We start from the raw sequence: 1,695 nt of genomic DNA, 5'->3' as shown, positions 1-1,695 counted from the left end.
GTCGATATCGGCCAGCACCAGCGACGGTTGGTGAAATGCCCCGATCAGGTTCTTGCCGCGCGGGCTGTTGATGCCCGTCTTGCCGCCGACGCTGCTGTCGACCTGCGCCAGCAGCGTCGTGGGCAGCTGCACGAACCGCACCCCGCGCCGCAGGATCGCCGCCGCGAACCCCACCAGATCGCCGATCACCCCGCCGCCCAGGGCCAGCACGACATCGCGCCGCTCGACCTGCTGTTCCAGCAGCCACTCGACGCAGGCCGTCAGGTGCGGCCAGCTTTTCGTCCCCTCTCCGGCGGGCAGGACCAGCGCCTCGCTGGCGATGCCCGCGCTTCGCAGCGCGTCCTGCAGCGGCGCCAGGTGCAGCCCCGCCACGGTCGCATCGGTGACGATCGCCACCCGCGGGCGCGACAGCAGCGGCGCGATCTCTGCCCCCGCACGGCCCAGCAGGCCCTGCCCGATGCGCACGTCATAGGCGCGGTCGCCAAGCGGCACGGGAACGGTGACGGGATCGGTCATGGCTTCTCCTGGGTCAGGGTGGGGTGTGCGGCGGTCAGTTCGGCGATCAGGCGCGTGGCCGTGGCCTCGATCGTGTCGCCGGCGCGGGACACGAATTCCAGGTCCGCCAGCGCATAGACCGGGCTGCGTTCCGCCAGCAGCCGCAGCAGCGTGCCCTTTGGGTCGGCGGTCTGCAGCAGGGGTCGTGTCGGCCGCTGGCGCACCCGCGCCCACAGCGTCTCGGGCGAACAGTTCAGCCAGACGGACAGGCCGCGCGCCGCGACGATCTGCCGGTTCTCGGGGCGCATCCACGCACCGCCCCCGGTCGAGACGACGCCCGGCGCCCCCGCCAGCAGGCGCGACAGGACCTGCGCCTCGCGCGCGCGAAAGAACGCCTCGCCGTCGCGGGCGAAGATCTCGCTGATGGACATGGCGGCCGCGGCCTCGATCTCGGCGTCGGAATCGGTGAACGGCACGCGCAGCCTGCGGGCAAGTTCAGACCCGATGGCGGTCTTGCCCGCGCCCATCATTCCGATCAGCACGATATGGCGCGTCAGCACCTGTGTCATCCGGCCCCCCGTCAATCGGGTGACTGAATGACGTGATCTTTCGGAAATTGCCATATATATTCGCCCCGAGCCGGCCCAAGACCGGCGCAAGAACACAGAAAACACGGTCGAGCAAAGGCGAATGCAATGCGGATGTTGAAACTGCTGGTGGTGCTGATTCTGGCGGGCCTGATCGGGCTTGCGGGCTATGCCTATTTCGGCGACATGGCCCCGACCCGCCAAGAGGTCCGCAGCCCCCTGCAGCTGGACGCCCCCGCGGCCGAACAGCCGGCCGAGGCTGCCGGTGACTGACAGAACCACCCTTTGCGCGCTGGTGCTGGCGCTGCTGCCCGGTTTCGCGATGGCGCAGCAGCCACCGCTGTCGGCCAGCGACTGGCTGTCGGGCAGCGTGCGCGGCCCGGTGCGCGAAAGCTCGGCCTGGCGACCGGGCGACGCGCCGCCGCCCCGACCCGGCACGCGTCCTCAACCCGTCGCCACCAGCGGCGCGGTGGGTCCGGTGCAGGTCACCCGCCTGGATCAGGGCAACCCCGATCACACCGGCACGCAAAGCCCGCGCCGCGCCGGGCTGCCTGCCGACCTGTGGGCGGGCAGCGACCCTGCGCAGCTGTCGCAGATGGTGCTGGCCACGCCC

Annotated in this window: 3 protein-coding genes and 1 pseudogene; 2 read left to right on the top strand and 2 right to left on the bottom strand. The window is 71.0% G+C overall.

The window, feature by feature from the left end:
• Both TY51_RS19825 and TY51_RS19820 read right to left on the bottom strand, forming a co-directional pair.
• Positions 1-516, bottom strand: a 516-nt coding sequence (locus tag TY51_RS19825) for a 3-dehydroquinate synthase (RefSeq protein WP_042253061.1), incomplete at its 3' end; no start/stop codon positions are given.
• Positions 513-1,118, bottom strand: coding sequence for a shikimate kinase (locus TY51_RS19820; RefSeq protein ID WP_081995332.1), 606 nt, complete (start codon positions 1,116-1,118; stop codon positions 513-515). The genes TY51_RS19825 and TY51_RS19820, both read right to left, overlap by 4 nt.
• Before the next feature lie 72 nt (positions 1,119-1,190).
• Between TY51_RS19820 and TY51_RS22960 the strand changes: the two genes are divergently transcribed.
• Together TY51_RS22960 and TY51_RS19815 are read left to right on the top strand one after the other, a co-directional pair.
• The gene (locus TY51_RS22960) at positions 1,191-1,355 is read left to right on the top strand and encodes a hypothetical protein (RefSeq protein WP_197054851.1); all 165 of its coding nucleotides are present in this window, start codon (positions 1,191-1,193) and stop codon (positions 1,353-1,355) included.
• A pseudogene (locus tag TY51_RS19815) lies at positions 1,348-1,695 on the top strand (hypothetical protein); the annotation flags it as partial. The gene TY51_RS22960 and the pseudogene TY51_RS19815, both read left to right, overlap by 8 nt.

Source organism: Paracoccus sp. PAMC 22219 (assembly GCF_000787695.1).
Taxonomy (GTDB): Bacteria; Pseudomonadota; Alphaproteobacteria; order Rhodobacterales; family Rhodobacteraceae; genus Paracoccus.
The sequence above is the reverse complement of the archived record's forward strand: the minus strand, read 5'-3'. Positions and strand labels throughout refer to the sequence as shown.

Coding starts and splice junctions, on each gene's coding strand:
- TY51_RS19820 (WP_081995332.1), bottom strand. CDS start 1,118: ATGGCAATTTCCGAAAGATCACGTCATTCAGTCACCCGATTGACGGGG.
- TY51_RS22960 (WP_197054851.1), top strand. CDS start 1,191: ATGCGGATGTTGAAACTGCTGGTGGTGCTGATTCTGGCGGGCCTGATC.